Genomic DNA, 26,464 nt, shown 5'->3' on the forward strand with positions numbered 1-26,464 from the left:
GTCCAAGGCGTCCAAGGAGTCCGACGGGCGGTCCGCGTCAAATCACGGCCGCGATTGTGACAGAAGCGCGCGCCACAGCTGCAGCTTCTGCTCGAAGGTGCGCGCGGCATGGGCGGGGCTCGACGAGGGCAGCACCACGGTCTCGTAGCCGGCCGCGGCGAATTGCGGCGCAAAGCGGCCGGATGTGCCGCCGTTGAAGCCGACGCGGCGCAGCGCCGGTGCAAGCTGCCGCAGGCGCTCGAAATCGTTCGCCTGCGGATGGCGGATATTGGAATCGAGGCTGCCCGGGCGCACGCAGGCGCCCAGCACGTCCCAGATGCCGACGCGATGTGCCAGCACGCGCGTCAGCCGCTCGGCATAGGGCAGCTCGGGCAGCGGCTCGCCGAGCAGCGCCCCCAGCAGCGGCCAGAACTGGTTGCGCGGATGCGCGTAGTACTGGCGCGCCGCCAGCGAGGCGGCGCCCGGGAAGCTGCCGAGGATCAGCACGCGGGTATGGCGGTCGATCACCGGCGGCAGACCTTGCTGCAGGTCCGCCGGTACCTCCGGTGTTGCAACGGGCGTTGCACCGGGTAGTGCCCCCGCTGCTGCCTCCGGTCGCGCCGCCCGTGGCGCCCCACGCCGGGCCGGCATCAGGCCAGCAGCTTGTTGATCCGCTGCACGTAGGCCGCCGGATCCTCCAGCATGCCGCCTTCGGCCAGCAGCGCCTGGTCGAACAGCACGTGCACGCGGTCGGCGAAGGCATCGGCATCGCCATCGGCCCCGGCGCCCGCGAGCTGGCGCAGCTTGCCGACCAGCGCATGCGACGGATTCAGTTCGAGGATCGGCTTGGTCTGCGGCGCCTTCTGGCCGGCCTGCTTCAGCAGCCGCTGCAGATAGCCGCTGATCTCGCCCTCGTCCGACACCAGGCACGAGGCCGAGTCGGTCAGGCGCAGCGTCACGCGCACGTCCTTGGCCTTGTCGGCCAGCACTTCCTTCGCGCGCGTCAGCACGTCCTTCCATTCGTCCTCGGCCTTCTGCTGCTCGGCCTTTTCCTCTTCGTCGGCCAGCGCGCCCAGGTCCAGGCCGCCGCGCGCGACCGACACCAGCTCCTTGCCGTCGAACTCGTTCAGGAAGGACAGCATCCACTCGTCGACGCGGTCGGTCAGCAGCAGCACCTCGATGCCCTTCTTGCGGAACACCTCCAGATGCGGGCTGGCCTTGGCGGCATTCCACGTGTCGGCGGTCACGTAGTAGATCTTGTCCTGGCCTTCCTTCATGCGGCCGACATAGTCGGTAAGCGACACGGTCTGCTCGGCCGAGTCCTGGTGCGTGGAGGCAAAGCGCAGCAGCTTGGCCAGCCGCTGCTGGTTGGCCGTGTCCTCGCCCAGGCCCTCCTTGAGCACCTGGCCGAACTGCTGCCAGAAGCTCGCGTACTTGTCGCGCTCGGCCTGGTCCTCGCTGTCGGCCATCGCCTCGAGCATCGACAGCACGCGCTTGGTGCTGCCCTCGCGGATCGCCTTGACGTCGCGGCTTTCCTGCAGCAGCTCGCGCGAGACGTTCAGCGGCAGGTCGGACGAATCGATCACGCCCTTGACGAAGCGCAGGTAGTTCGGCAGCAGCTGCTCGGCGTCGTCCATGATGAAGACGCGCTTGACGTACAGCTTCAGGCCGCCGCGATGGTTGCGGTCCCACAGGTCGAACGGCGCGCGCGCCGGGATGTACAGCAGCTGCGTGTATTCGTTGCGGCCTTCGACGCGGTTGTGCGTCCACGCCAGCGGCTTCTCGTGGTCGTGCGCGATGTGCTGGTAGAAGGCGACGTACTGCTCGTCGGTGATGTCGCTCTTGGCGCGGGTCCACAGCGCGCTGGCCTGGTTGACGCTCTCCCACTCGCCGGTGCGCTTGTACGCGCTGGTGTCGGCGTCCCAGACCTCCTTGGGCATGCGGATCGGCAGCGAGATATGGTCCGAGTACTTGCGGATGATGTCCTTGAGCTTCCACGCCGACAGGAAGTCGTCCTCGCCCTCGCGCAGATGCAGCGTGATGGCGGTGCCGCGCTCGGCGCGCTCGATCGCATCGACGGTGAACTCGCCGTCGCCGCCGCTCTCCCAGCGCACCGCCTCGGAGGCGGGTACGCCGGCGCGGCGGGTCTCGACCGTGACGCGGTCGGCGACGATGAAGGCCGAGTAGAAACCGACGCCGAACTGGCCGATCAGCGCGGCGTCCTTTTGCTGGTCGCCCGACAGCTGCTCGAAGAATTCCTTGGTGCCCGAACGCGCGATCGTGCCCAGGTTGCGGATCGCCTCGTCGCGGCTCATGCCGATGCCGTTGTCGGTGATCGTGATGGTGCGGGCCTTGCTGTCGGTCTCGATGCGGATCGCCAGGTCGGCGTCGTTCTCCAGCAGCGCGGGATTGGCGATCGCCTCGAAGCGCAGCTTGTCGGTGGCATCCGAGGCGTTCGAGATCAGCTCGCGCAGGAAGATCTCCTTGTTGCTGTACAGGCTGTGGATCATCAGATGCAGCAGCTGCTTGACTTCCGCCTGGAAGCTCATCGTCTCGTGCGTGGCGTTCATGGTTCTCCTCGTGAATGGATCCGGGCGCCGCCGCCGCGCAGGGCGGCAGCGCCATCGTGCAATTCGCGTCGCCGCGGCGGGCTTGGCATGGCGCTGGGCCAGGGCCGGCATGGCCGCGCCGGTGGCGGCCAGATAGGGACGCCCCGGCGGTTTTTCAAGTGGTGGCCGCGGCACGGCGGGGGCGGCTCGGTGGTGGCCGCGGCACGGCCCGGGGCGGCTCGGTGCCCCCCAAGCCAAGGGCGGGGCCCCGCCACGGCCAGGGGGACGCGGCACGGCTCCGGCCCCGGCCCCGGCCCCGGCTACAACCGATCCAGCTGGCGCGCCAGGAAGTCCAGCATCTGCGGATCGTGGCCGCAGGCGACATTGAAGCGCATCCAGCCCGACGGCAGCTGCGACGGCGAGAACAGGCTGCCGGGCGCGAACAGATAGCCCTCCTCGTGCCCCGCGGTGGCGATCGCATTGGTATCGCGGCCGGTATCGGCCCACAGGTACATGCCGGCATGCTGGCCCGGAAACAGCGTCAGGCCCAGCTTCTCCAGCGCGTGCCGGGTCTCGTCGCGGGCGCGCTCGAGCCGGTTGCGCACGCGCTCGACGTGCTTGCGGTAGTGCCCCTCGGTCAGCACCTTGTACAGCACGCGCTCGTTGATCTCCGGCGTGGCGAGCCCCGCCAGCAGCTTGGCGTCGGTCAGGCTCTGCACCAGTTCGGGACGGGCCGCGACGAAGCCGACCCGCAGATTGGCCGCCAGCGTCTTGGAGAAGCTGCCGAGGTAGACCACGCGCTTGAGCTGGTCCAGGCTCGCCAGCCGCGTGGCCGGATGGCCCGGCGGGCACAGGTCGCAGTAGATGTCGTCCTCGACCACCAGGAAGTCGTACTGCTCGGCCAGCCGCAGCAGCTGGAAGGCCTTGGCGGCCGACAGCGAGGTGCCGGTCGGATTGTGCAGCACCGAATTGAAGATCAGCAGCCTGGGACGGTGGGCCTGCACGATGCGCTCCAGCGCTTCGAGGTCCGGGCCCTCCGCCGTGTACGGCACGCCGATCACCTGCGCGCCCTGGGCGGCGAAGCGGGCGAACATCACGAACCAGGCCGGATCGCCGACCAGCACCGGATCGCCAGGCCGGACATACAGGCGCGCGATCAGGTCCAGCGCCTGGGTGATGCCCGAGGTCAGCAGGATCTGCTCGGGCGCGGCGCCGATCTCCAGTTCGGCCAGCCGCGTGCGCAGTTGCTGGCGCAGCGGCAGGAAGCCCTCGGGCGTGCCGCTGGCGAGGAAGTGGCTGCCCGGCTGGCGCGCCAGGCCGCGCAGCGCGCTGCCGATCAGCTCGCCGTCGAGCCAGTCGTTGGGCAGGAAGCCCAGCCCCGGCGCCTTGCGCGGCTCGGCCCGGTGGAACATGTTGCGCAGCAGCCAGGGCACGTCGATATTGCGCGACCCATGCGGCGCCGGCGGCGCGGCCTCGCTGGGCAAGCCCGCGCCCAGGCCCGCACCGATGCCGGGCCCGCGCTCGCGCACGAAAAAGCCCGAGCCCCGCCGCGATTCGAGGTAGCCCAGCGCGACCAGCCGGTCGTAGGCCTCGACCACGGTAAAGCGCGAGATGCCCTTGTCCTGCGCGAGCTGGCGGATCGACGGCATGCGCATGCCGGGGCGGAACACCCGCTCCTCGATCCGCATCCGCGCCCATTCGGTCAGTTGCCCGACCAGCGTCATCTGCGCCGACGGCACCGGGTCGGGCAGGCTGCCGGCGGCCGACAGCTCGCCGGATGCCGTGGGGGCCGACGGCAACACCAGCCGCAGCGGACGGCGGCTGCCGGCACGCGCGGCCTTGCCGGCAGCCTCGGCCTTCGCTTCGCCCATCGCGTGCCCGGCTGGCGGCGCTGGTTCGGTCTCGCCGTGCGGCGATCTGGCTTGGTTTCCTGTTTCCATGGACGGCCCCCGAAAACTGTACTGAGGATCAGCAGAATAACTGTATCGGTACTGTACCGACAACCTTGTCTAACATCGACCCACGTTGAAAGCCTGCCGGGCATCACCTGACGGCCGGCGCCAGGCTGTCCGGGCGGCACCGCCGTGCCGGGACAGGCGGCCGCACCGGTACAGGCCCAGAGGCACCGCCGACCCAATAGCGATACCCGAGCCGATACGCGAGCCGATACCCAAGCCGATACCGGCGATACTCGCGATACCGCTGATATCCCGCGGTATCCGTCGATATCCGCCGATATCCGCAATTTCCCCGCAGAACAAAGGAGACTCTCGATGTCCGACACCCTGTTGCCGCCGACGCGCAAGCGCTTCGACGAGGACGCCTATCTCGACCGCTGCAGCGCCACCGTGCTGGCGGTACTGCCCGAAGGCATCGTGCTCGACGAAACGGTCTGCTACGCGCGCAGCGGCGGCCAGGCCGGCGACACCGGGACCCTGACGCTGGCCGACGGCAGCACGATCGCGCTGGCCGAGACCCTTTACGCGGCCGACCGCAGCGCGATCCTGCACGTGCCCGCGCCGGACCAGGCGCTGCCGGCGCTGGCCCCGGGCGACCGCGTCACCGTGGCGATCGACTGGGCGCGCCGCCATCGGCTGATGCGCCTGCACACCTGCCTGCATCTCCTCGGCTCGCTGATCCCGGTGCCGGTCACCGGCTGCAACATCAACCCGGACACCGCGCGCATCGACTTCGACCTGCCCGAATCGACGCTGGACAAGGCCGATCTGACCGAGCGCCTCAATGCGCTGATCGCCGCCGATACGCCGGTTCGCATCGACCGCATCACGCCGGAGCAGCTGGCGGCCGAGCCGGACCTGGTGCGCACCATTGGCGCGGCACCGCCGGCGGGCACCAGCCAGATCCGCATCATCGAGATCCCCGGCATCGACCGCCAGCCCTGCGGCGGCACCCATGTCGCCGCGGTCGGCGAGATCGGCCCGGTGGTGGTGAGCAAGATCGAGAAGAAGAGCCGCACCAACCGGCGCGTGGTGGTGAACTTCGCCGAAGCGGCCGATCAGGCGATGATCTCCGACGCCGGTCCGGCGCGTGCCGCGGCATGAGCCCGATGCCGATCGATGCGTCCCTGTCCGCCTGGCTTGCGGGCCTGACCGCCACGCAGTTTGCCGCGCTGCTGTCGCTGATGACGGTCGGCCTGTTCACGCCCGGCCCCAACACCACCATCGCCGCGGTGACCGGCGCCAACTTCGGCCTGCGCGCGACGCTGCCGCACTGCATCGGCGTCGCGCTCGGCTTCGCCAGCATCCTCGCGCTGTGCGCGGCAGGGGTCGGTGCGCTGATCGTCGCCAGCCCCGTGCTGGCCATGATCGTCCATCTGGCGGGCGTCGCCTACCTGCTGTGGCTGGCCGCGAAGATCGGCCGCAGCGCCGCGCTCAGCGACCGGCAGGTACTGGCGCCGCTGTCGGTCTGGCAATCGGTGGCGCTGCAGTACGCCAACATCAAGGCCTGGATGCTGGCGCTGGCGATCGCCGCCTCCTACATGTCCGGGGCCGAGTCGCCGCTGCAGCGCGGCCTGCTGGTGTGCGCGGTGTTCGGCGTGTTCGGCTTCCTCAGCAATGGCGCCTACGGCGCGATGGGCGCGTCGCTGCGCCAGTGGCTGCAGGTCGGCCAGCGCATCCGCTGGTTCAATCGCGCGATGGGGCTGGCGCTGGCCGCGACCGCGCTGTGGATCGCCTTCGCGGGGCGGCCGGCGATGCCGTAGCGCACGCAAAAGCCGCCGCAAGAACAGCGCACAAGCACAGCCGCACAAGAACAGTCGCTCAAGAACGCCACCGAACACAGTCCCTGCCAGAACAGCCCCGCATGAACGCCCGCAAGACCACCCGCAAGAACGCCACCAGGACCCTGCCATGACGCAACGCGACACCGCCGCGCCCTGTCCCTCGCGCGCGGCCATGCCCGCCGAGGCCCCCAGCGGCGGCATGCTGCTCGGCTTCATCGGCGTGGCGATCTTCAGCCAGACGCTGCCGTTCACGCGCATGGCGGTGGCCGAGCTGGACGCCACCTTCGTCGCGCTGGCCCGCGCGCTGGTGGCGACGCTGCTCGCGCTGGCGCTGCTGTGGCAGCGCGGCGCGCTGTCCGCGGCGCGCCGTCCGCGCGGCGGCCAATGGTTCCGGCTGGCCGTGACCGCGCTCGGCGTGGTGATCGGCTTTCCGCTGTTCTCGTCGCTGGCGATGCGCGAGGTGCCGGCCAGCCACGGCGCCATCGTGATCGGGCTGCTGCCGCTGGCCACCGCGGTGTTCGCCGCCTGGTTCGGCCGCGAGCGGCCGTCGATCGCGTTCTGGGCCGCGGCGCTGGCCGGCAGCGCGCTGGTGGTCGGCTTCGCGCTGTGGCAAGGCGCCGGCGCGCTGCAGCACGCCGACTGGCTGCTGTTCGCCGCGATGGTGCTGGGCGCGCTGGGCTACGCCGAGGGCGGCAAGCTGTCGCGCGAGCTCGGCGGCCTCGAGACCATCAGCTGGGCGCTGGTCGTGTCGCTGCCGGTGGTGCTGCCGACGGTCGCCTGGATGGCCGCGCAGACGCTGCCGCAGATCGCCGCCGCGTCGGCGCGCGCATGGCTGGGCATGGCCTACGTCTCCCTCTTCTCGATGTTCATCGGCTTCGTCTTCTGGTACGCCGGACTGGCGAAAGGGGGCGTGGCCCGCGTCGGCCAGATACAATTGCTGCAGCCGTTCATGACGCTGGCCGGCGGCGCCTTGCTGCTGGCCGAGCCGCTCGACGCGCCGACCATCGGTTTCGCCGTCGCGGTGATCGCGGTGGTGGCGCTGGGGCGCCGGACCGCGGTGCGTGCCGCGCCCGGGTCCGCCACGTCGGCCACGTCGGCCACGTCGGGCCCGTCCGCTGCGTCCGCGGGCCTGCCGCCCGCACGATCCCGCTGAACCCTCACGAACTCTCGCACAACAGGAGTCTGCATGTCCGTCTATGACACCCTCGCCCGCCTGGGCATCGAACTGCCGACCGCCGGCGCCCCCGCCGCCGCCTACGTGATGGCCGCGCAGACCGGTAACACGGTCTTCCTGTCGGGCCATATCGCCCGCAAGGACGGCAAGCCGTGGGTCGGCAAGCTCGGCGACCAGCTGGGCACCGAAGAGGGCAAGGCGGCGGCGCGCGCGATCGCGATCGACCTGCTGGCGACGCTGCACGCGCACGTCGGCGACCTGAACCGCGTGACGCGCATCGTCAAGGTGATGAGCCTGGTCAATTCGACGCCGGACTTCACCGAGCAGCACCTGGTCACCAACGGCTGCTCCGAGCTGCTGGCCGAAGTGTTCGGCGACAAGGGCAAGCATGCCCGCAGCGCGTTCGGCGTCGCGCAGATTCCGCTGGGCGCCTGCGTCGAGATCGAGATGATCGTCGAGGTCCAATAAGGCCAGCCCCAACTTTTCAGGCGTGCGCGCAGCGCGCATCGCCGCACCGATTTGACCGACATCGCGCGGCGCCGCCGCGCGAGAACCACACCAAGAGACCATCATGCATTGGGCCATCTCCCGCCGGGCGCAACAACTGACCAGCTCGGCCATCCGCGAAATCCTCAAGGTCACCGAGCGTCCGGAAGTCATTTCGTTCGCCGGCGGCTTGCCGTCGCCCGCGACCTTCCCGGTCGCCGCGATGGAACAGGCGGTGGCCCGTGTATTCGCCGACAATCCGCACGCCGCGCTGCAGTACACCGCCACCGAGGGCTATCTGCCGCTGCGCGAATTCATCGCGCGCCGCCATGGCGTCGATGTCGAGCGCGTGCTGATCACCACCGGCTCGCAGCAGGCGCTGGACCTGCTGGCCAAGGTGCTGATCGATCCGGGCAGCCCGGTGCTGGTCGAGACGCCGAGCTATCTCGGGGCGCTGCAGGCCTTCTCGCTGTTCGAGCCTGAGTTCGTCTCGCTGCCGAGCGACGACCAGGGCCTGCAGCCCGAGGCGCTGACCGCCGAGCTGACCGCCGGCGCGCGCTTCCTGTACGCGCTGCCGAACTTCCAGAACCCGACCGGCCGCCGCATGCCGCTGGAGCGCCGCCAGGCGCTGGTGCAGCGGGCGCGCGAACTGAACGTGCTGCTGATCGAGGACGATCCCTACGGCGAGCTGAGCTACACCGGCAACCAGCTGCCCACGCTGCTGTCGATGAACCCGGACGGCGTGATCTACATGGGCTCGTTCTCGAAGGTACTGGCGCCCGGCCTGCGGCTGGGCTACGTGATCGCCCCGCCCGAGCTGCATTTCAAGCTGTGCCAGGCCAAGCAGGCCTCCGACCTGCATACGCCGAGCTTCACGCAGCGCGTCGCCTACGAGACGATCCGCGACGGCCTGCTCGATACGCATATCCCGACCATCCGCGAGCTCTACGGCAACCAGTGCCGCTACATGCTCGATGCGCTGGCGCGCCATATGCCGGCCGGCGTCAAGTGGAACCAGCCCGAGGGCGGCATGTTCATCTGGATGTCGCTGCCGGAAGGGCTGGACAGCATGGCGATCCTGCAGGAAGCGGTCAAACGCAACGTCGCCTATGTGCCCGGTGCCCCGTTCTTCGCCACCAATCCGCGGCAGAATACGCTGCGGCTGGCCTTCGTCACAGTGCCGCCCGAGCGCATCGAGCAAGGCGTGGCGATCCTTGGCAAGCTGTTCGCGGAGGCCATCGCGGCGCAGGCCGGCCACGCCAAGGCGGCCTGATCCGGCGCTGACTGGCCACGGCACCGACCAGAACAAGGAAGACCAATATGTTGCGCATCTGGGGCCGGCTCTCTTCGATCAACGTCCAGAAGGTCGTCTGGTGCGCGCGCGAACTGCATCTCGATCACGAGCGGATCGATATCGGCGTCACGCGCGGCGACCTGGATACCGAGGCCTACGTCCGCCTGAACCCGAACCGGCTGATCCCGGTGATCGAGGACTTCCGCGGCACCGATATCGGCGGCGAGCCGTTCGTGCTGTGGGAATCGAATGCGATCGTGCGCTACCTGTGCGCGCAGTACGGCGAAGGCACGCTGTGGCCGGAGGACGTGCGCACCCGCGCCTCCGCCGACCGCTGGATGGACTGGCAGAACACCGCCTTCACGCCGGCCATGGTCGACGCCTTCGTGCAGACCGTGCGCACGCCGGCGGAGCGCCGCGACGCCGACGCGATCGCCCGTTCGATCGCGCGGGCCGAGCCGCTGGCCGCCCTGCTCGACAAGGCGCTGACCGGGCGCGAATTCATCTGCGACGACCGCTTCAGCATGGCCGACATCTCGCTGGCCTGCGCCGCGCATCGCTGGATGGGCATGCCGATCCAGCGCGAGCCGCGCCCCGAGCTGGAGCGCTGGCTGGCGAAGATGCGCGCGCGGCCGGCCGCGTCGGGCATCCTGGTGCTGCCGCTGGCTTGAACACCTCCGATGGCCCCGGCGCTGGCGCCGGCGCTGGCCCCGGCGCTGGCGCCGGGCCAGCCGCCGGAACACCATCTCCTCAGCGGTTCCCTCCCCCGCAGTTGTTCCTTCCCCCGCCCGCCGTGCCGGCAAGCAGACATTTCCGTTCCGCAACAATTGGAGTACGCTGCACACCGGACGCGCGCCCCGGGCAAACCCTGATTCCTGAATCCGGTTCACGCCCATCGTGACGCGATGTATCGCGGGTGACCTATAGCCGTCCTTAAAATCCTTCGCTTGCTCGTGCGCGAAGCTTGGGTCACCCCTGCGCGTCCCTGTCGTGCGCAGGCAAACCGGCGAGGATCGCCCGCAGAAGGATGGCTCGCCGGCCCATCACTGAGGAGGATTCAATCGTGTGGAGTCAAGTCTACGACCCGCTCGGCAGCATGGCCCTGTCCACGCTCGCCGCGGGCGTGCCGGTCGCGGTGCTGTTGGGCGCGCTGGCGTTCTTTCATTTGCAGGCCCATCTGGCCGCCGGCCTGGCGCTGGTGGTCGGCATCGTGGTCGCCTCGGCGATCTTCGGCATGCCCGCCGCGATGGCCGGCAAGGCCGCCGGCCTGGGCATCGCTTCCGGCCTGTTCCCGATCGGCTGGATCGTGCTGAACATCATCTTCCTGCACCGGCTGACCACGCTGAACGGCTCGTTCAAGGTGCTTCAGGGCTCGATCGCCGGCATCACCGAGGACAGGCGCCTGCAGCTGCTGCTGGTGGCGTTCAGCTTCGGCGCCTTCTTCGAGGGCGCGGCCGGTTTCGGCACGCCGGTGGCAGTGACCGGCGCCATCCTGATCGGCCTGGGCTTCTCGCCGCTGGCCGCGTCGGGCCTGGCGCTGATCGCCAATACCGCGCCGGTTGCCTACGGCGCGCTCGGCTCGCCGATCATCGCGCTGTCGGCGGTGACCGGCCTTGACCTGCTCGACCTGTCGGCGATGATCGGCCGCCAGCTGCCGCTGTTCTCGGTGCTGGTGCCGTTCTGGCTGATCTGGGCCTTTGCCGGCTTCCGCGGCATGCTGGAAGTCTGGCCCGCCATCCTGGTAGCGGGCGTCAGCTTCGCGATCCCGCAGTTCCTGGTGTCGAACTACCACGGTCCGTGGCTGGTGGACGTGATCGCCGCGCTGGTGTCGATGGGCTCGCTGGCGCTGTTCCTGAAGGTCTGGAGGCCGAAGAAGATCTGGACCACCACCAAGATCCTCGGTCGCCACGACGAGTCGAAGGTCGACGATCCCGAAGCGGTCGCCGCCGAGGCGCGCGCCAACGCCGCTGCCGCCGGCATCTCGACCGCCAAGGCGTGGATGCCCTGGGTCATCCTGACCGTGTTCGTCTTCATCTGGGGCGTGCCGCAGATCAAGAAGGCCTTCGACGCGATCTGGTCCTGGAAGTATGCGATCCCGGGCCTGGACAAGGCCGTGCTGAAGGTGCCGCCGGTGGTGCCGCAGCAGGTCGCCGAGGCCGCGGTGTTCAACTTCAACGTGCTGTCGATGGCCGGCACCGGCATCCTGGTCGCCGCCGTCGTCGGCGGGCTGCTGATGGGCTATTCGGTGCCGCGCCTGCTGCGCGAGTACTGGAACACCATCAAGCTGGTGCGCTACTCGCTGCTGACGATCTGCGCGATGTTCGGCGTCGGCTACCTGACCCGCTATTCGGGCCTGGACGCGACGCTGGGCCTGGCCTTTGCCCACACCGGCGTGTTCTATCCGCTGTTCGGCACCATGCTGGGCTGGCTGGGGGTCGCGCTGACCGGTTCGGACACCGCGTCGAACGTGCTGTTCGGCGGCCTGCAGAAGACCACCGCGGAGCAGCTTGGCCTGTCGCCGGTGCTGATGGCCTCGGCCAACAGCTCGGGCGGCGTGATGGGCAAGATGATCGACGCGCAATCGATCGTGGTGGCCTCGACCGCGACCAAGTGGTACGGCCACGAGGGCGACATCCTGCGCTACGTGTTCTTCCACTCGGTCGTGCTGGCGATCCTGGTGGGCCTGTTCGTCACGCTGCAGGCCTATGTGGACCCGTTCACCCGCCTGGTGATCCACTGATCCACTGATCCACTGATCGACCGACGGCGATGCCGTTCCCGCGCAAGCGGGACGGCAAGTCCGGCAACGAAAAAAGCCCCGCTTCGGCGGGGCTTTTTCATGGCGGGACGATCCGCGTCGCCGGTGCTCCGCCGCTTCGTCGCCGGTTCTTCGGGGCGTTACGCACGCGAAGCGCCCACAGTGCTCAAAGCGCTGACAGCGCTCACAGCGCGCAGGTACGGAACCCCACGAAGGCCGCGTCTTCCTCGGGCGCCAGCGCCAGCCGCGCGCGCGCATGGCGCAGCCGCGTGGGCCCCACGAAGCAGGCGCCGCGCACGGCCTGGCAAAGGCCGAACCGCGCCTGCATCTCGCTGTCGCCGGGACCCGGGTGCGAGGGCACGTCGGCGAAGCCGGCATAGGGCTCGTACGGCGTCGCGGTCCATTCGCGCACCATGCCCCAGCGGAAGCCGCCGCGATTCTGCACCGCGGCCATCTCCCACTCGGCCTCGTCCGGCAGGCGGCGGCCGGCCCAGGCGCACCAGGCCTGCGCCTCGTACAGCGTCACGTGGCGCACCGCCTCGTCGGGATTGAGCGTGCGCAGCGTGTCGAAGCGCTGCGCCATCCAGGCGCGCGTCTGCGCATGGCGCTCCCAGTAGCGCGGCGCCGAGCGCTCCTGCGTCATCAGCCACTGGCGGCCGGCGGGCGACCACCAGTTGGGCCGCTCGTAGCCGCCGTCGTCGACGAATTCCAGGTATTGCGCGTTGGTGACCGGCGCGGCGTCGATCTCGAAGGCCGGCACATAGGTCGGCTGCGCGGGCAGTTCGTCGGGCATCGCGAAGCCGTCCGGCTCGCCCCAGCCCTGCGTGAAGCGGCCGCCGGGAAACTGCAGCGTGCCGGCGTCGGGCACGCTGACCGGCGGGCGGGTCAGCGCGGGATCGTCGGGCGCCATCGCCAGCGCCTGCAGCAGCGCCGCGATGCGCTCGATCTGCGCGTCCTCGTGCTGCAGGGCCCGGCGGAAGGGATACAGCGTGTCGTCGCCATCGTCGGGCAGCAGCGCGATCCGGCGCAGCACCGCGTCGAGCACCGAGGCCGCGTAGTGCTTCAGCGCGGCGACGTCGGGCAAGGCCACTTCCCAGCGCGCATCGGGGCCGATGCGCTCGGGATCGAACCATTCGTCGGCGCCGTCGAGCAGCGCCGGCGCGGCCGGCACCGGCAGCAGCACGCCGCCGCGCTCCTGCCATTGGACGTCGCGCAGGCACCACCATTCGGCATGCCAGGCGAGATGGCCGAGCGTCCATAGCGGGGGATCGGCATCGTACTGGCGCGGCACGATCCAGCCGCGGCGGGCCGCGCCGAACGCGGACAGCCAGGCCAGCGTGCGGTTGCGGCTGTCGACCAGCGCCTGCGCCAGCCCCTCGCGCGGCAGGCGCCGCGCGTCGCTCCAGTCGTGCCGGCCGCCGGTGAAATACAGATCGGGAAGCATGGTGAAGCCGCTCATCGGATTGCCCGTCTCGTCAAACGCCGCTGGAAAAACCGCTCGCAGCGCGGGCGGCATGTCAGCGGACATTATGACACCGCGGCTTTTCCCTTCCCCGGGCACGCCTTTGGCGCCGGCCCTTTGCCTCACCCTCAGGCCCGTCAAGCGCGTCGAGACCCTCAGGACCGTTGAGACCTCAGGCGCAGTGGGGCCATCGGGCCCGCTGAGACCATCAAGCCCGTCAAGCCGGCACCCGCGCGTGGAACACCGCGAACCATTGCCGCGCGTCGGTCCAGCACACCGGATCGGCAAAGCCCGCTTCCTCGAGCAGCGCGGCAAAGCCCTCGACGCGGTACTTGTGCGAGTCCTCGGTATGGATGCGCTCGCCGGCATGGAAGGCGCGGCCGCCGCCGGTCCAGTGGACCTCGACGTCGCGCACCGCTTGCAGATGCATCTGGATACGCGAGCCCTGCCGGTCGAAGCTGGCGACATGGCGCCAGTCGGCCAGCGCGAAGTTGGCGTCGATCGCGCGATTGACGTTGCGCAGCACGTTGCGGTTGAACGCCGCGGTCACGCCCAGCGCATCGTCGTAGGCCGATACCAGCTGCGCCTCGTCCTTGAGCAGGTCGACGCCGATCAGCACGCCGTCGCCCTGGCGCGCCGCCGCGCGCAGGCGCTGCAGCAGCGCCAGCGCGGCGTCGGGCGCGAAGTTGCCGATGCTCGAGCCCGGATAGAAGAACAGCCGCCGGCCCTGCCGGATCGGCGCCGGCAGCGCGAGCGGCGCGCACAGGTCCGCGCCCAGTCCCATCATCGGAATCTGCGGATGCTGCTGTTGCAGGCCGGCCAGCGTGTCGCGCAGGAACTCGACCGAGATATCGAGCGCGACGTACTGGGCGGGGCGCAGCACGCCGAACAGCCGCGCGGCCTTCTGGCAGTTGCCGGCGCCCAGGTCGATCAGCACGCCGCCGCTGCCGCAGCGCGCGCCGATCGCGGTGGCATGCGCGGCGAAGATCTCGGCCTCGGTGCGGGTCGGGTAGTACTCGGGCAAGGCGGTGATGGCCTCGAACAGCCGCGAGCCAAGCACGTCGTAGAAATGCTTGGGCTGGACGCTGGCGTGCGGCGCCAGCAGGCCGTCGATCAGGTCGGCGCGCTCGGCCTCGTCGTCGTGGCGGTACTGCTGCACGAAGGCGAGCGGATCGCCGAAACGCGAGCGGGCCCTGGCGAGGGACGAGGCCGCGGCGGCGGCTCCGTTGGTGGTTGGGGACGACGGAGAAGGGGATGAAGACGAGGACGAAGAAGGGGACGACGAAGAAGGGGACGACGAAGACGAGGACGATGAAGAGGCGGCGCGCGATCCGGATCCATTGTCCTGGCGAAGGCGGCGCGATGGCATACCGATGGAATCAGCCGGCATGGAGTTCTTCCTTCTGGTCGGTTGATGTGGCTGGATGTGGCTGGATGTCACTGGGCACTGCACAACCCCGAACCCCCGGCACACCGCCGCGGCAAGCGGCCGGTGCGGGCAGAAGGACGCGCCGCCATCGCTGTCCGGCGGCGCATCGGCCACTGCCGATCCGGTAAGGATAGGCGCTATCGGGCCCCTCTGCCTGCCCGGCTGCCTCCGACACGCCGCGTGGCGGCCCTCGCCGCACCGCCGCCGTGGCCCCGCCGTGGACCCCGCGCGATCGCCCCGGGGCCACGCGCCATGGCCCGCCGCGAGGGTAAACGCCATTTGCCGCAAAGGCGACAATCGCCATGGACCTCGTTTATAATCCGTGCCCAAGCAAGGCCGACCACGGCCAAGCCCCTTCAAAGGGGAGTAGCTCCAGGGCAGCCCGCCCTTAGCACAATCGTCATTACGAGCGCCGCGTCCCCATTGCGGCCTCCGGTTGTGCTGACCGTACCGGCGAATCGCCGGTCGGTCGAGCAAGACCTTTGCAACCTGGATTCATGGTTTGCAGAGGCTCCCGTCCGCGGCTGCATGACTCCAGGCGAACCTGTATTTCACGTTTCCAATAGGAGAGTTCATGGAGTGGCTTACCGATCTGTTCACGATGCAGTTTCTGACGGCACTGCTGTCGATCGTCGTCATCGACCTGGTGCTCGCTGGCGACAATGCCATCGTGATCGCGCTGGCGGCGCGTAATCTGCCGCCGCATCTGCAAAAGAAGGCCATCGTCTGGGGCACCATCGGCGCCGTGGTCGTGCGTTCGGCCATGACCATCGGCGTGGTCTGGCTGCTGAAGATCCCTGGCCTGATGCTGGTCGGTGGCCTCGCGCTGGTGTGGATCGCCTACAAGCTGCTGTCGGACGAAAACGGCGAGGACGAGCACGGCGCCCCGGCGACCACGCTGGCCGGCGCGATGAAGACCATCATCATCGCCGACGCCGTGATGGGCGTCGACAACGTGCTGGCCGTGGCCGGCGCCGCGCACGGCAGCTTCCTGCTGGTGGTGCTGGGCCTGCTGATCAGCATCCCGATCGTGGTCTGGGGCTCGCGCCTGGTGCTCAAGCTGATGTCGCGCTACCCGGTCATCATCTACCTGGGCGCCGGCGTGCTGGCCTTCACCGCGGCCAAGATGATCCTGGGCGAACCGCTGGTCAAGCCGTTCTTCGCCGCCAACCCGGCGCTGGCATGGCTGCTGTATGCCGTGATCATCGGCGGCGTGCTTGGCGCCGGCTATCTGGTGCAGAAGCGCCGCGCACCGGCGGTCGAAAGCCAGTAAGCAGCACGCTCGCTTCCCGCCCGCGCGGGAATGACGAGATCGGATCAAGGGGCGGCTCCACAGGGGCCGCCCCTTTTTTCATGCCGGCGCCCGTTCGAGGCGCATCGGCTAGAATGACGGCCTGGCCCGCATGCCGCCGCGCTGCGGCCCTTTTTCCTTTCCGACGCCGATGAAACAGTATCTCGACTTCATGCGCCATGTGTACGAGCATGGCACCGTCAAGGCGGACCGCACCGGCACCGGCACGCGCTCGGTGTTCGGCTATCAGATGCGCTTCGACCTGCGCGAAGGCTTCCCGGTGGTCACCACCAAGAAGCTGCATCTGAAGTCGATCATCTATGAGCTGCTGTGGTTTCTGCAGGGCTCGACCAATGTGCGCTGGTTGCAGGAAAACGGCGTCACGATCTGGGACGAATGGGCCGACGAGAACGGCGAGCTCGGCCCGATCTACGGCTACCAATGGCGTTCGTGGCCCGCGCCCAACGGCGAGCACATCGACCAGATCGCCCAGCTGATCGAACAGATCCGCGGCAATCCGGATTCGCGCCGGCTGATCGTGTCGGCCTGGAACGTCGGCGACATCCCCCGCATGAAGCTGCCGCCCTGCCACGCGTTCTTCCAGTTCTACGTGGCCGACGGCCGGCTGTCGTGCCAGCTGTACCAGCGCAGCGCCGACATCTTCCTCGGCGTGCCGTTCAACATCGCCAGCTATGCGCTGCTGACGCACATGATCGCGCAGCAGACCGGCCTCGAAGTCGGCGATTTCGTCTGGACCGGCGGCGACTGCCACATCTACAGCAACCACGAGGAGCAGGTGCGCACGCAGCTCGCGCGCGAGCCGATGGCGCTGCCGAAGCTGCAGATCCTGCGCAAGCCCGATTCGATCTTCGACTACCGCTACGAGGACTTCGCGCTGGTCGGCTACGAATCGCATCCGGCCATCAAGGCCCCGGTCGCGGTATGACGCTGCTGACGTTGATCGTCGCGCGCGCGCGCAACGGCGTGATCGGCCGCGACAACACGCTGCCGTGGCGGCTGCCCGAGGACCTCGCGCACTTCAAGCGCACCACGATGGGCGCGCCGGTGATCATGGGCCGCAAGACCTGGGAATCGATCGGCCGGCCGCTGCCGGGCCGCCGCAATATCGTGGTGAGCCGCAATGCGGGACTGCGGCTGGAAGGCGCGGAAACCGCGTCCTCGCTCGAGGATGCGCTGCGCCTGTGCGTCGGCGTCGAGCAGGTCTTCCTGATCGGCGGCGCGCAGCTCTATGCCGAGGCGCTGCCCAGCGCCGACCGGCTGATCGTCACCGAGATCGACGCCGATATCGAGGGCGATGCCCACTTCCCCGAGATCGATCCGCGGCGGTGGATTGCCACCGAGCGCGAGCGGCATCATTCGGAGTCGAACGGCTTCGACTATGCGTTCGTGACGTACGAACGGGCGCCGGAGTAAGCAGCAGCCAGAATCGGCCAGCGCTGAAGCGAGCGCACTGGCGATAACGGTACTCCCTCTCCCGCATGCGGGAGAGGGGAGAACACCGCCGCCGGCTTCGCTTGAGCGAGCGAGCTTTCCGCTCAATTCCCCGCAATCGTCATCTGCTCGATCAGGATCGAGCCGGTCTCCTTGGTGCCGCGCACCAGCGTGTCGGCGCCGATCGCGACGATCTGGCGGAACATCTCCGCCATGTTGCCGGCGATCGTGATTTCCTCGACCGGATACTGAATCACGCCGTTCTCGACCCAGTAGCCCGACGCGCCGCGCGAATAGTCGCCCGTCACGTAGTTGACGCCCTGCCCCATCAGCTCCGTCACCAGCAGGCCGGTGCCCAGCTTGCGCAGCATCGCCGGGAAATCGTCACCCGGCTGCGTCAGCTTGCTGGTCAGCGCCAGGTTGTGCGAACCGCCGGCATTGCCGGTGGTCTGCATGCCGAGCTTGCGCGCCGAATAGGTCGACAGGAAATAGCCTTCCACCACGCCGTCGCGCACCACGTCGCGGGCGCGGGTCTTGACGCCCTCCTCGTCGAACGGCGCGCTGCCCATCGCGCCCGGCACGTGGGGACGCTCATGGATGTCGATATGCGGGGCGAATACCGCCTTGCCCAGCGTGTCGTACAGGAAGGTCGACTTGCGATAGAGCGCGCCGCCCGATACCGCCTGCACGAAGGCGCCCAGCAGCCCCGCCGCCAGCGGCGCTTCGAACAGTACGGGGCAGCGGCGCGTCGACAGCTTGCGCGCATGCAGCCGCGCCAGCGCGCGTTCGGCGGCGTAGCGGCCGATCGCCTCGGGCTCGGCCAGCGCTTCGGGCGCGCGCTTGGACGAATACCAGTCGTCGCGCTGCATGCCGCTGCCGCTGCCGGCGATCGGCGCGCACGAGACGAAATGGCGCGAATACGGATAGCCGCCGACGAAGCCGCGCGTGGTGGCCAGCACGAACTGCGAATGCTGCGCCGACACGCTGGCGCCATCGCTGTTGCGGATGCGCGGCGACACCGCGAAGGCCGCGGCCTCGGCGCGGCGCGCGATCTCGATGGCCTGCTCGGCGTCGATGGCCCAGGGGTGGAACAGGTCCAGGTCGAGCGGATCGCGTTCGAGCAGTTCCTCTTCGGCCAGGCCCGCGCAGTCGTCCTCGGCGGTAAAGCGCGCGATGTTGTAGGCCGCCTCGGCGGTGGCGCGCAGCGCGGCCGGGGAGAAGTCCGAGGTGCTGGCATTGCCGCGCCGCTTGCCGATCATCACGGTCACGCCGACCACCTTGTCGCGGTTCTGCTCGATCGTCTCGACCTCGCCCTTGCGCACCGAGACCGACAGGCCGCTGCCCTCGGAAATCTCGGTGGCGGCATCGGTGGCGCCCAGTTCGCGGGCGACGCGCAGCACATCGGCTGCCATTTCGCTCAGTTGCGCCTGGGTGTAGGTGAAGTGGACGTTCTGGTCGGTCATGAGATCGGACATGCGTAAGTCTGGCGTAGGTCGGGCGTGGGAGGGGCGATTCCGGCGTCGGGCCGGAAGCCGGGGAGGCAAACGAAACCCAAACGGGAATCATAGCAAGATAAAATGCCGCCCATGACGCGACATCCCCGCCACTCCCCCGGCGCCGGCTTTCCCGGCGCCTTCGCCCCCGAGCCCGACGACGACTCGCCCAAGAGCAAATCGCAGCGCAAGCGCGACATGCATGCGCTGCAGGACCTGGGCAGCGAGCTCGAGGCGCTGCCCAAGGACCGGCTGGCGCGCGTGCCGATGCCCGAGGTGCTCGAGGACGCCATCCGCGAGGCCCGCCGCATCACCAGCCATGAAGGCAAGCGCCGCCAGATGCAGTATGTCGGCAAGGTGATGCGCGGCCTGAACGACGACGAGATCGACGCGATCCGGCGCGCGCTGGACGGCTTCAAGGGCACCAGCAAGGCCGAGACCGCACGGCTGCATCTGATCGAGCGCTGGCGCGAGCTGCTGCTCAAGGACGACGAGGCGCTGACGCGCTTCCTCGCCGAGCATCCGGCCGTCGACGTGCAGGCGCTGCGGAGCCTGATCCGCAACGCGCGCAAGGAGCAGCAGCTGTCCAAGCCGCCGCGGCACTTCCGCGAGCTGTTCCAGGCCATCAAGAGCGCGCTGGAGGCACGCGAGCAGCCCGGCGCGGCAGCGGCCGAGCCCTCACCCGGACAGGACCAGGAGCCAGCATGAGCGACCCCACCCAAACCCTCAGCCAAGCGAGCGGCCAATCGAGCAGTCAGGCGAACAGCCAGCCGATCAGCCAACCGATCGCCCGCCGCCATCCCGACGAGCTGCTGGTCGGCTTCGTGTCGATCTCGGACCGCGCCTCCGCGGGCACCTATCAGGACGAAGGCATCCCCGCGCTGCGCGACTGGTTCGGCCGCACGCTGACCTCGCCGTGGCAGGGCGTCGAGCGGCTGATTCCCGACGAGCAGGCGCAGATCTCGCGCACGCTGATCGAGCTGGTCGACGTGGCCGGCTGCGACCTGGTGCTGACCACCGGCGGCACCGGCCCGGCGCGCCGCGACGTGACGCCCGAAGCCACGCTGGCGGTCGCCACCAAGGAGATGCCGGGCTTCGGCGAACAGATGCGCCAGGTCAGCCTGCATTTCGTGCCGACCGCGATCCTGTCGCGCCAGGTGGCCGTGATCCGCGAGACGCCGAGCCATGCGGCGCTGATCATCAATCTGCCGGGCCAGCCGCGCGCGATTCGCGAGACCCTCGAAGGGCTGCGCGGCGACGACGGCAAGCCGCTGGTGCAAGGCATCTTCGCCGCGGTGCCGTACTGCATCGACCTGATCGGCGGGCCCTACATCGAGACCGACGAGGCCGTGCTCAAGGCCTGGCGGCCCAAGCACGCGATCCGTCCGTCCAGGTAAGCGAGCGCCGGGCCCCTCTCCCCGCGCCTCTGTCGCGCGTGGGAGGGAGAACACCAAGGGCGCTTGCTACCCGCTCCTTCCTTCCCCGCTTGCGACAGCGGGGTTGGCGGAGGGGGCCTGCAGGCCAACGCCCTCTACCGCAGTCCCAGATACAACCCCACCGGCACGAACACCACCGCCGCGATATTGCCCAGCAGCACGATCGAGGCCACCTGGTCCGGCTCCTGCCGGAAATGATCGGCCACCAGGAAGTTCAGCACCGCCGGCGGCAGCGCGGCAAAGACGAACAGCAGCCCGCGCTGCAGCTCGGTCAGGGGCACCACCGCCGCCAGCGCCAGCGCGCAGGCGATGCCGGTCAGCGGGCAGATCACCGCGCCGGCGAGCCCCATGCCCCAGTTGCGCAGATTGACGTCCTTCATCCGCACGCCGAGCGCGAACAGCATCAGCGGCACGGTGGCGTCGCCCAGCAGCTTGATCGACTGGTAGACCGGATCGGGCAGCGCAAACCACGGCCGCATCAACGACAAGGCCACGCCGGCGATCGTCGCCAGCACCATCGGGTTGCGCGAGATCTGCGCCAGCGAGGCATGGCGGTTGACGATCTTCAGCCCCAGCGTGAAGTGCATCAGGTTGGACGCCGCGAACAGCGCCACCGCCGGGGCCAGCCCGGCCGGCCCGAAGGCGAACACCGACAGCGGCAGCCCCATGTTCCCCGAGTTGTTGAACATCATCGGCGGCACGAAGGTGCGCGGGTCCGCGCCCATCAGCCGCGCCGCGCCCAGCGCGAGCAGGCCCGAGCCGAGCACCACGCCAACCGCGCAGGCCAGCAGCGCCAGCTGGTCGGCCAGCACGAACTCCTTGCTGACGAAGGCCGACACCACCAGCAGCGGCGCGATCACGTCCAGCGTGGCGCGATTGATGCCCGCCATGTCGGGATGGGCCTTGCGCCCGTACAGCCAGCCGACCAGGATGATCAGGATGACGGGCGTGATGATCGAGACGATGCGCTCAAGCATGGCGGGATGGGTGTGGGTGGAACGAGTGCCGGTGGACGAGTGAGGGCAATGGCGAGCGGGACGAAACCGGCGGCGGCATCATCCGCCGTCCCCGCGCAGGCGGGGACCAGCGGCTCGCGGCAGGTCGCCGGGGCCCCGCATCCAAGGGGACGACGGACCGGGATGGATCAGGCGCCGCCGGCGGAGGCGGCCGTGCCGCCCGTGTCCGCCGCGCCCTGCTCCGCCTGCTGGCTGCTGCGAATGAAATGCGTGCGGTAGTAGCGCAGCTCCTCGATCGACTCGAGGATGTCGGCCAGCGCCGTATGCAGCTGCCGCTTGATGAAACCCTTGTGAATCGCCGGCTCCCAGCGCTTGCACAGCTCCTTCAGCGTCGACACGTCGAGGTTGCGATAGTGGAAGAAGGCCTCGAGCTTGGGCATGTAGCGCGCCATGAAGCGGCGGTCCTGGCAGATCGAGTTGCCGCACATCGGCGACTTGCCGGCCGGCACCCAGCGCTTGAGGAAGGCGAGCAGCTCGGCCTCGGCCTGGGCCTCGGTCAGCGTCGAGGCCTTGACCTTGTCGATCAGGCCCGAGCGGCCATGGGTGCCCTTGTTCCAGTTGTCCATCGCGTCGAGCACGGCGTCGTCCTGATGGATCACCAGCACCGGGCCCTCGGCGAGGATATGCAGCTCGGAGTCGGTGACCACCACCGCGACCTCGATGATGCGGTCGTTCTCGGGCGACAGCCCGGTCATCTCCATATCGAGCCAGACCAGATTGTTTTCGCTCTTGACCGACTTGACGGCGGGCGTGGCGGAAGCCGGGGCCGGGACGGAGGCGGGAGCGGGTACGGAGGCGGCGGTGCTGGAGCTTGTCATCGGACTGCGTGAGGATCGGGAAGCGGGAGGGATCGAAAGAACCGGACTCATCGGATGATCGGAATGATCGGAATCTTCGGAACATCCGGTACGGACGATCGCGACCGGACGGCGGCACGAATGGGCTGCACGAATGGACAGCACGGACGGCGGCCCGGCGCGAAGACATATAATTCTCGCATATCGATGGCACTAGACCGCCCCACAAGGCAAGGACCCGATGTTCACGCTGCTTTTTCTCGTCGCCCTGGTGGTGATGGTGCTCACCAAACTCTGGCTGGCCGCGCGCCAGGTTCGCCATGTCGGCCTGCATCGCGACACCGTGCCGCCCCGCTTCGCCGACACCATCTCGCTGGCCGCGCACCGCAAGGCCGCCGACTACACGATCGCCCGCACGCGGCTGTCGATGCTCGAAGTGCTGGCCGGCGCCGCCGTGCTGATCGGCTTCACGCTGCTCGGCGGCCTGCACTGGCTGAACCAGTTCTGGTACGGCACCTTCGGTCCCGGCTATGCCTATGGCGTCGCGCTGATCGCCAGCGTCGCGCTGATCGGCGGGCTGGCGGAGCTGCCCTTCACGCTGTACGCGCAGTTCGGCATCGAGCAGCGCTTCGGCTTCAACCGGATGACGTGGCGGCTGTGGCTGCTCGACACCATCAAGATGCTGGTGGTGGCCGCGGTGCTGGGCCTGCCGCTGCTGCTCGCGGTGCTGTGGCTGATGGACCGGACCGGACCGTGGTGGTGGCTGTGGACCTGGGTGGTGTGGATGGCCTTCAACCTGGTGCTGCTGGTGATCTTCCCGACCTGGATCGCGCCGCTGTTCAACAAGTTCGAGCCGCTGACCGACGAGACGCTGAAGCAGCGCATCGAGGCGCTGATGCGCCGCTGCGGCTTCGCCAGCAAGGGCCTGTTCGTGATGGACGGCTCGCGCCGCAGCGCGCACGGCAACGCCTATTTCACCGGCTTCGGCGCGGCCAAGCGCATCGTCTTCTTCGACACGCTGCTGTCGCGGCTGAACGCCGACGAGATCGAGGCCGTGCTCGCGCACGAGCTCGGCCACTTCAAGCGGCGCCATATCGTCAAGCGCATCGTCGTGACGTTCGCGCTGAGCCTGGCCTTCCTCGCGCTGCTGGGCTGGCTGTCGACGCAGGCGTGGTTCTACACGGGCCTGGGTGTGCTGCCGAACCTGATGTCGGACAGCCATGCGCTGGCGCTGGTGCTGTTCTTCCTGACGCTGCCGGTATTCACCTTCCTGCTCGGACCGCTGTCGAGCCTGACCTCGCGCCGGCACGAGTTCGAGGCTGATGCGTTCGCCGCCGAGCACGCCGACGCCGGCCATCTGGTATCGGCGCTGGTCAAGCTGTACAAGGACAATGCCTCGACGTTGACGCCCGATCCGCTCTACAGCGCGTTCTACTACTCGCACCCGCCCGCGGCGCAGCGCATCGACCGGCTGCTGGCGCACGCATGAACCGCCCCGCCCGACAACGAGGCGGCGCCGCCGCCGGCCGCGGCGTGCCTGGCGCATTGCCAGGCGCATCGACGCGCGAGTCGAAACGAGACACCGCGCTGATCGTCGCCGCGCACGGCCGCCATTATGTGATCGAGCTCGACGATGGCGAGCGCACGCGCATGCATGCGTTTCCGCGCGGCAAGAAGAGCGAATGCGCGGTCGGCGATCGCGTGCGCGTCGAGCGTGCCGCGACGGACCAGTGCGTGATCGTCGAGGTCGAGCCGCGCCGCAATCTGCTGCATCGCTCCGACCAGTTCAAGTCCAAGCTGCTGGCCGCCAATATCGACCAGGTGGCGATCGTGCTGGCGACCGAGCCCAGCTTCTCCGAGGACCTGCTGGGCCGCGCGCTGGTTTCCGCCGAGGCGCTGGAGATCGCGCCGCTGATCCTGCTGAACAAGACGGACCTGACCGAACGGCTGGAGGAGGCGCGTCGCCGGCTGACGCTGTACCGCCAGCTCGGCTATCGCACCGTGGAGCTGTCGGTGCACGGCAACCCCGAGGACGCGCTGGCGCAGCTGCGCCCCCTGACCGCCGGGCGCGCGACCATCCTGATCGGCCAGTCCGGCATGGGCAAGTCGTCGCTGCTGAATCTGCTGATTCCCGGCGTGGAGGCGCAAACCCGCGAGATCTCGGCCAAGCTCGATTCGGGCAAGCACACCACGACGTTCACGCGGCTCTACCACCTGCCCGACGACTGGGGCCAAGGCGGCAGCCTGATCGATTCGCCCGGCTTCCAGGAGTTTGGCCTGCACCATCTGTCCGAAGGGATGCTCGAGCGCGCCTTCCCCGAATTCCGCCCGCGGCTGACCGAATGCCGCTTCTACAACTGCCACCACATCAACGAACCGGGGTGTGGCGTGCTGGCCTCGGTGGACGCCGGCGGCATCGCGCCGCGGCGGCATCAGCTGTATCTGCAGCTGCTGCACGAGTCGCGGCAGCAGAAGCCGTGGTAGGCAAGCCGTAGGGGTCTCTCCCCTCTCCCCAACCCCGTGCTAAGGTGTCCCGCATCCCCACTGCCGGTGACGCCGATGAAACTGCTGCTGTCGACGCCCTCGCTGGTGCATGCGGCCCACTGCCGCAATCTGCTGCTGGCGGCGGGCATTCGCGCGCAACTGCGCAATACCTGGCTGGCCGGGGCGACCGGCGATATTCCGTTTCAGGAGAGCGCGCCGCAGGTGTGGCTGCTCGACGATGCGCGCGAGGAGGAAGCGTGGGCGGTGCTCGATGCCGCCGCCAATCCGGCGCCGGGGCCGCGCTGGCGCTGCACGCGCTGCGGCGAATGGCACGAGGCGCAGTTCGGCGCCTGCTGGCAGTGCGGCAGTCCGCGGCCGTGAATCGGCGGCCGTGAGCCTCAGCCCTGAACCGCAGCACTGAGCCGGGGCACTGAGCCAAAGCGCCGAGCCGGGGCACTGTATCCGCAGCCATGAACCGGGACACTGAACCGCGGCCCGGGCATGGGCCGACTGCTCTGGCTGCCGACCCTCAGCCGACCCAGCTCGCCAGCGACAGCATCGCCAGCAGCAGCATCCACAGCACCACCGCGCGCCAGACCAGCCCGACCGCCGACTGCAGCGCCCGCACGCCGGGATCGGCGCCAAGTTCGGGCGCGGCCGGCTCGGGCACGCCGTCGTCCTCCATGCCGGGCGCATAGTCGAACGCGGCGCCGGTGCCGGGGCTGGCCAGCACCACGCTGGTGTCGTCCTCGGGCAGCGGCGTGCCGAGCCGCACGCCGAGCGCGCCGCCCCCGCTGGCCAGCAGGATGCCGTTGGTCTCGTCGCGCCACTTGCGCGCATGGTTGCGCCAGGCGTAGACGGCGTCCTCGAAGTTGCCGACGATCGCAAAGCCGATCGCCGTCAGCCGCGACGGGATCCAGTCCATCAGATGGAAGGCGCGCGCCGCGAAGCGGCCGAAGGCCGGGCTGCGCTCGGACGACGGCAGGTTCCACTGCCGCGACAGGTATTCGGCGACGCGGTACAGCACCACGCCGGCGGGGCCGATCGGCAGCAGGAACCAGAAGAACACCCCGAACACATGCCGGTGCACGGCGACGATGGCCGCCTCGAGCGTGTGGCGCACGATCTCGCTGATCGGCATGTCGACGGTATCGAGCCCGGTCCACTCGTGCAGCAGCGCGCGGGCGGTGGCCGGATCGTCGCGATTGAGCGCGTCGTGGATATCGGTGAAGTAGTGGCTGAACTGGCGGAAGCCCAGCGTCAGGTACAGCAGCAGGACGTTCCAGGCGAGCGTCAGCGCCACGCTGATGGTGGCCAGCAAGTGATGGACTACGAGCGCCGCCAGGGTCAGCGGCAGCGCCACCGTCATCCACGCCAGCGCCGCGTCGCGCGGCCGGCCGGTGTCGAAGGCGCGCTCGGCCCGTTCGGCGAGCGCGCGCACCATTTCGTGAATGGGATTGTTGCGGCCCAGGGCGCGGAACTGCTCGGCGATCAGCGCAAGAAGGACGGAAACGAAGGTCATCTCGGGTCGAAAATAGGCGGCGAGGCGAGCTGCCGGGGCGTCCCGGACCATGTGCCGGTCCGGGCGCTTATCTATAGCGAGAAGATAGCACAGCGCTTCC

Annotated in this window: 25 protein-coding genes; 16 read left to right on the forward strand and 9 right to left on the reverse strand. The window is 69.1% G+C overall.

Translation table 11 applies throughout. The annotated features are described in order from the left end of the window. Positions 1-42: 42 nt before the first annotated feature. The 3 genes from KZ686_RS14375 to KZ686_RS14385 all read right to left on the reverse strand — a co-directional run bounded on the left by KZ686_RS14375 (position 43) and on the right by KZ686_RS14385 (position 4,399). The gene (locus KZ686_RS14375; protein ID WP_223819875.1) at positions 43-630 is read right to left on the reverse strand and encodes a DNA-deoxyinosine glycosylase; all 588 of its coding nucleotides are present in this window, start codon (positions 628-630) and stop codon (positions 43-45) included. Further along, positions 630-2,549, reverse strand: coding sequence for a molecular chaperone HtpG (gene htpG, locus KZ686_RS14380; protein ID WP_226107495.1), 1,920 nt, complete (start codon positions 2,547-2,549; stop codon positions 630-632). Before htpG ends, KZ686_RS14375 begins: the two co-directional genes overlap by 1 nt. A 299-nt stretch (positions 2,550-2,848) precedes the next feature. Further along, positions 2,849-4,399 (reverse strand): aminotransferase-like domain-containing protein, encoded by a 1,551-nt coding sequence (locus tag KZ686_RS14385; protein ID WP_265632679.1) that lies wholly within the window; start codon positions 4,397-4,399, stop codon positions 2,849-2,851. A 417-nt stretch (positions 4,400-4,816) separates the two neighbouring features. On the opposite strand from KZ686_RS14385, the gene KZ686_RS14390 reads away from it, so the two are divergent. The 7 genes from KZ686_RS14390 to KZ686_RS14420 all read left to right on the forward strand — a co-directional run bounded on the left by KZ686_RS14390 (position 4,817) and on the right by KZ686_RS14420 (position 11,964). Further along, positions 4,817-5,590 carry an alanyl-tRNA editing protein gene (locus KZ686_RS14390; protein WP_149317122.1) on the forward strand — a complete coding sequence of 258 codons (774 nt, stop codon included), beginning with the start codon at positions 4,817-4,819 and terminating at the stop codon, positions 5,588-5,590. Between the two features lie 5 nt (positions 5,591-5,595). Further along, positions 5,596-6,249 carry a LysE family translocator gene (locus KZ686_RS14395; protein ID WP_265633491.1) on the forward strand — a complete coding sequence of 218 codons (654 nt, stop codon included), beginning with the start codon at positions 5,596-5,598 and terminating at the stop codon, positions 6,247-6,249. A gap of 193 nt (positions 6,250-6,442) precedes the next feature. Then, complete coding sequence (locus KZ686_RS14400) at positions 6,443-7,423, forward strand: DMT family transporter (protein ID WP_265633492.1); 981 nt, start codon at positions 6,443-6,445, stop codon at positions 7,421-7,423. A gap of 33 nt (positions 7,424-7,456) precedes the next feature. After that, positions 7,457-7,912 (forward strand): RidA family protein, encoded by a 456-nt coding sequence (locus KZ686_RS14405; protein WP_149316979.1) that lies wholly within the window; start codon positions 7,457-7,459, stop codon positions 7,910-7,912. 103 nt (positions 7,913-8,015) lie between these two features. Further along, complete coding sequence (locus tag KZ686_RS14410) at positions 8,016-9,203, forward strand: aminotransferase-like domain-containing protein (RefSeq protein WP_150084892.1); 1,188 nt, start codon at positions 8,016-8,018, stop codon at positions 9,201-9,203. A gap of 47 nt (positions 9,204-9,250) precedes the next feature. Then, positions 9,251-9,895 carry a glutathione S-transferase family protein gene (locus KZ686_RS14415; protein ID WP_149316977.1) on the forward strand — a complete coding sequence of 215 codons (645 nt, stop codon included), beginning with the start codon at positions 9,251-9,253 and terminating at the stop codon, positions 9,893-9,895. Positions 9,896-10,287: 392 nt separating this feature from the next. Continuing rightward, positions 10,288-11,964, forward strand: coding sequence for an L-lactate permease (locus KZ686_RS14420; protein WP_149316976.1), 1,677 nt, complete (start codon positions 10,288-10,290; stop codon positions 11,962-11,964). Between the two features lie 202 nt (positions 11,965-12,166). Here the strand turns inward: KZ686_RS14420 and KZ686_RS14425 are convergent, their stop codons facing one another. Continuing rightward, positions 12,167-13,441: an SUMF1/EgtB/PvdO family nonheme iron enzyme gene (locus KZ686_RS14425; RefSeq protein WP_265632680.1), complete on the reverse strand. Its 1,275-nt coding sequence runs from the start codon at positions 13,439-13,441 to the stop codon at positions 12,167-12,169. A gap of 220 nt (positions 13,442-13,661) precedes the next feature. Further along, positions 13,662-14,603: an L-histidine N(alpha)-methyltransferase gene (gene egtD, locus KZ686_RS14430; protein ID WP_149316974.1), complete on the reverse strand. Its 942-nt coding sequence runs from the start codon at positions 14,601-14,603 to the stop codon at positions 13,662-13,664. A gap of 70 nt (positions 14,604-14,673) precedes the next feature. On the opposite strand from egtD, the gene KZ686_RS14435 reads away from it, so the two are divergent. The 4 genes from KZ686_RS14435 (at position 14,674) to KZ686_RS14450 (ending at position 17,598) form a co-directional block, all read left to right on the forward strand. Further along, the gene (locus KZ686_RS14435) at positions 14,674-14,859 is read left to right on the forward strand and encodes a hypothetical protein (protein WP_265632681.1); all 186 of its coding nucleotides are present in this window, start codon (positions 14,674-14,676) and stop codon (positions 14,857-14,859) included. A gap of 588 nt (positions 14,860-15,447) precedes the next feature. Then, positions 15,448-16,146, forward strand: a complete 699-nt coding sequence (locus KZ686_RS14440) for a TerC family protein (protein WP_149316973.1) — start codon at positions 15,448-15,450, stop codon at positions 16,144-16,146. Between the two features lie 169 nt (positions 16,147-16,315). Next, entirely contained in the window at positions 16,316-17,110 is a 795-nt protein-coding gene (locus tag KZ686_RS14445) for a thymidylate synthase (RefSeq protein WP_226107491.1), read from the forward strand. Then, the gene (locus KZ686_RS14450; RefSeq protein ID WP_149316971.1) at positions 17,107-17,598 is read left to right on the forward strand and encodes a dihydrofolate reductase; all 492 of its coding nucleotides are present in this window, start codon (positions 17,107-17,109) and stop codon (positions 17,596-17,598) included. The genes KZ686_RS14445 and KZ686_RS14450 overlap by 4 nt, the downstream gene beginning before the upstream one ends. A gap of 122 nt (positions 17,599-17,720) precedes the next feature. Here the strand turns inward: KZ686_RS14450 and pmbA are convergent, their stop codons facing one another. Continuing rightward, entirely contained in the window at positions 17,721-19,091 is a 1,371-nt protein-coding gene (gene pmbA / locus KZ686_RS14455) for a metalloprotease PmbA (RefSeq protein WP_226107489.1), read from the reverse strand. Between the two features lie 111 nt (positions 19,092-19,202). Between pmbA and yjgA the strand changes: the two genes are divergently transcribed. Then, positions 19,203-19,817 carry a ribosome biogenesis factor YjgA gene (yjgA, locus tag KZ686_RS14460; RefSeq protein WP_395897226.1) on the forward strand — a complete coding sequence of 205 codons (615 nt, stop codon included), beginning with the start codon at positions 19,203-19,205 and terminating at the stop codon, positions 19,815-19,817. After that, positions 19,814-20,506 carry a molybdopterin adenylyltransferase gene (mog, locus tag KZ686_RS14465; protein WP_223819876.1) on the forward strand — a complete coding sequence of 231 codons (693 nt, stop codon included), beginning with the start codon at positions 19,814-19,816 and terminating at the stop codon, positions 20,504-20,506. Before yjgA ends, mog begins: the two co-directional genes overlap by 4 nt. A gap of 134 nt (positions 20,507-20,640) precedes the next feature. On the opposite strand, the gene KZ686_RS14470 is transcribed toward mog, so the two are convergent. Together KZ686_RS14470 and orn are read right to left on the reverse strand one after the other, a co-directional pair. Continuing rightward, positions 20,641-21,522: an AEC family transporter gene (locus tag KZ686_RS14470; RefSeq protein WP_150084897.1), complete on the reverse strand. Its 882-nt coding sequence runs from the start codon at positions 21,520-21,522 to the stop codon at positions 20,641-20,643. A 167-nt stretch (positions 21,523-21,689) separates the two neighbouring features. Then, positions 21,690-22,379, reverse strand: coding sequence for an oligoribonuclease (gene orn, locus KZ686_RS14475; RefSeq protein WP_149316967.1), 690 nt, complete (start codon positions 22,377-22,379; stop codon positions 21,690-21,692). Between the two features lie 220 nt (positions 22,380-22,599). On the opposite strand from orn, the gene KZ686_RS14480 reads away from it, so the two are divergent. The 3 genes from KZ686_RS14480 to KZ686_RS14490 all read left to right on the forward strand — a co-directional run bounded on the left by KZ686_RS14480 (position 22,600) and on the right by KZ686_RS14490 (position 25,223). Further along, positions 22,600-23,847, forward strand: coding sequence for a M48 family metallopeptidase (locus KZ686_RS14480; RefSeq protein WP_150084899.1), 1,248 nt, complete (start codon positions 22,600-22,602; stop codon positions 23,845-23,847). Next, positions 23,844-24,842, forward strand: coding sequence for a ribosome small subunit-dependent GTPase A (gene rsgA / locus KZ686_RS14485; RefSeq protein ID WP_265632682.1), 999 nt, complete (start codon positions 23,844-23,846; stop codon positions 24,840-24,842). The genes KZ686_RS14480 and rsgA overlap by 4 nt, the downstream gene beginning before the upstream one ends. 75 nt (positions 24,843-24,917) lie before the next feature. Next, positions 24,918-25,223: a putative signal transducing protein gene (locus KZ686_RS14490; RefSeq protein WP_149316964.1), complete on the forward strand. Its 306-nt coding sequence runs from the start codon at positions 24,918-24,920 to the stop codon at positions 25,221-25,223. Positions 25,224-25,371: 148 nt separating this feature from the next. On the opposite strand, the gene KZ686_RS14495 is transcribed toward KZ686_RS14490, so the two are convergent. Then, on the reverse strand, positions 25,372-26,364 hold the full coding sequence (locus KZ686_RS14495) for a CobD/CbiB family protein (RefSeq protein WP_149316963.1): 993 nt from the start codon (positions 26,362-26,364) through the stop codon (positions 25,372-25,374). Between the last annotated feature and the right edge of the window lie 100 nt (positions 26,365-26,464).

Origin of the sequence: Cupriavidus cauae (assembly GCF_026210475.1) — a bacterium.
Lineage (GTDB): Bacteria > Pseudomonadota > Gammaproteobacteria > Burkholderiales > Burkholderiaceae > Cupriavidus > Cupriavidus cauae.

Excerpts from the sequence above, each read along its gene's own strand:
- yjgA (WP_395897226.1), top strand. The coding sequence starts at position 19,203 with ATGACGCGACATCCCCGCCACTCCCCCGGCGCCGGCTTTCCCGGCGCC.
- KZ686_RS14395 (WP_265633491.1), top strand. The coding sequence starts at position 5,596 with ATGCCGATCGATGCGTCCCTGTCCGCCTGGCTTGCGGGCCTGACCGCC.
- KZ686_RS14405 (WP_149316979.1), top strand. The coding sequence starts at position 7,457 with ATGTCCGTCTATGACACCCTCGCCCGCCTGGGCATCGAACTGCCGACC.
- KZ686_RS14480 (WP_150084899.1), top strand. The coding sequence starts at position 22,600 with ATGTTCACGCTGCTTTTTCTCGTCGCCCTGGTGGTGATGGTGCTCACC.
- orn (WP_149316967.1), bottom strand. The coding sequence starts at position 22,379 with ATGACAAGCTCCAGCACCGCCGCCTCCGTACCCGCTCCCGCCTCCGTC.
- htpG (WP_226107495.1), bottom strand. The coding sequence starts at position 2,549 with ATGAACGCCACGCACGAGACGATGAGCTTCCAGGCGGAAGTCAAGCAG.
- KZ686_RS14375 (WP_223819875.1), bottom strand. The coding sequence starts at position 630 with ATGCCGGCCCGGCGTGGGGCGCCACGGGCGGCGCGACCGGAGGCAGCA.
- KZ686_RS14495 (WP_149316963.1), bottom strand. The coding sequence starts at position 26,364 with ATGACCTTCGTTTCCGTCCTTCTTGCGCTGATCGCCGAGCAGTTCCGC.
- KZ686_RS14400 (WP_265633492.1), top strand. The coding sequence starts at position 6,443 with ATGCCCGCCGAGGCCCCCAGCGGCGGCATGCTGCTCGGCTTCATCGGC.
- KZ686_RS14425 (WP_265632680.1), bottom strand. The coding sequence starts at position 13,441 with ATGAGCGGCTTCACCATGCTTCCCGATCTGTATTTCACCGGCGGCCGG.
- KZ686_RS14470 (WP_150084897.1), bottom strand. The coding sequence starts at position 21,522 with ATGCTTGAGCGCATCGTCTCGATCATCACGCCCGTCATCCTGATCATC.
- KZ686_RS14445 (WP_226107491.1), top strand. The coding sequence starts at position 16,316 with ATGAAACAGTATCTCGACTTCATGCGCCATGTGTACGAGCATGGCACC.
- KZ686_RS14415 (WP_149316977.1), top strand. The coding sequence starts at position 9,251 with ATGTTGCGCATCTGGGGCCGGCTCTCTTCGATCAACGTCCAGAAGGTC.
- KZ686_RS14410 (WP_150084892.1), top strand. The coding sequence starts at position 8,016 with ATGCATTGGGCCATCTCCCGCCGGGCGCAACAACTGACCAGCTCGGCC.
- pmbA (WP_226107489.1), bottom strand. The coding sequence starts at position 19,091 with ATGTCCGATCTCATGACCGACCAGAACGTCCACTTCACCTACACCCAG.
- KZ686_RS14450 (WP_149316971.1), top strand. The coding sequence starts at position 17,107 with ATGACGCTGCTGACGTTGATCGTCGCGCGCGCGCGCAACGGCGTGATC.
- KZ686_RS14490 (WP_149316964.1), top strand. The coding sequence starts at position 24,918 with ATGAAACTGCTGCTGTCGACGCCCTCGCTGGTGCATGCGGCCCACTGC.
- KZ686_RS14385 (WP_265632679.1), bottom strand. The coding sequence starts at position 4,399 with ATGGGCGAAGCGAAGGCCGAGGCTGCCGGCAAGGCCGCGCGTGCCGGC.
- mog (WP_223819876.1), top strand. The coding sequence starts at position 19,814 with ATGAGCGACCCCACCCAAACCCTCAGCCAAGCGAGCGGCCAATCGAGC.
- KZ686_RS14440 (WP_149316973.1), top strand. The coding sequence starts at position 15,448 with ATGGAGTGGCTTACCGATCTGTTCACGATGCAGTTTCTGACGGCACTG.
- rsgA (WP_265632682.1), top strand. The coding sequence starts at position 23,844 with ATGAACCGCCCCGCCCGACAACGAGGCGGCGCCGCCGCCGGCCGCGGC.